The sequence below is a fragment of the Rhodopseudomonas sp. BR0C11 genome (assembly GCF_010820945.1).
GTDB lineage: Bacteria > Pseudomonadota > Alphaproteobacteria > Rhizobiales > Xanthobacteraceae > Rhodopseudomonas > Rhodopseudomonas palustris_H.
This window is the reverse complement of the sequence record NZ_QTKI01000828.1, coordinates 1-541: the sequence shown is the minus strand read 5'-3', so window position 1 is coordinate 541 and position 541 is coordinate 1. Positions and strand designations below refer to the sequence as shown.

The 541-nt window shown below is 67.8% G+C and carries 1 protein-coding gene; it reads right to left on the bottom strand.

Annotated elements, in window-relative coordinates; genetic code table 11:
• The coding region (locus DYI24_RS27645) for a KpsF/GutQ family sugar-phosphate isomerase (protein ID WP_164574571.1) at positions 1 to 541 on the bottom strand (541 nt) is incomplete at both ends.

Sequence of the window (541 nt, the reverse complement as noted above, 5' to 3'; positions counted from 1 at the left end):
TGCCGCCCGGGTGCAGCACGCTGAAATGGCCCGGAGTGAAGCCGCGGCTTTCGAGCAGCGCGATCGCCAGCGCATCGCCGAGCGCCAGCATCATCAGCGACGAGGTCGTCGGCGCCAGATTGTGCGGGCAGGCCTCGCGCGCCTTCGGCAGCGTCAGAGACACGTCTGCCGCGGTCGCCAGCGTCGAGGTCGGGTCCGAGGTCATCGCCACCAGCGCGATCTTGAAGCGCTTGGCGTAGTTGATCAGGTTCTTCATCTCCGGCTGCTCGCCGGACCAGGACATCGCGAGAATGATGTCGTCGGCGGTGATCATGCCGAGATCGCCGTGGCTCGCCTCGGAGGCGTGCACGAAGAACGCCGGCGTGCCGGTCGAGGCGAAGGTCGCGGCGATCTTGCGGCCGATGTGGCCGGACTTGCCGAGGCCGGTGATGATCAGGCGGCCCTTGGCGTTCTGAATCAGGTCGATCGTGGCGGCGAAGCGCACGCCGAGATCGGATTGCAGCGCGGTGGCGAGCGCGGTCACACCGCTGGCTTCAGCCTC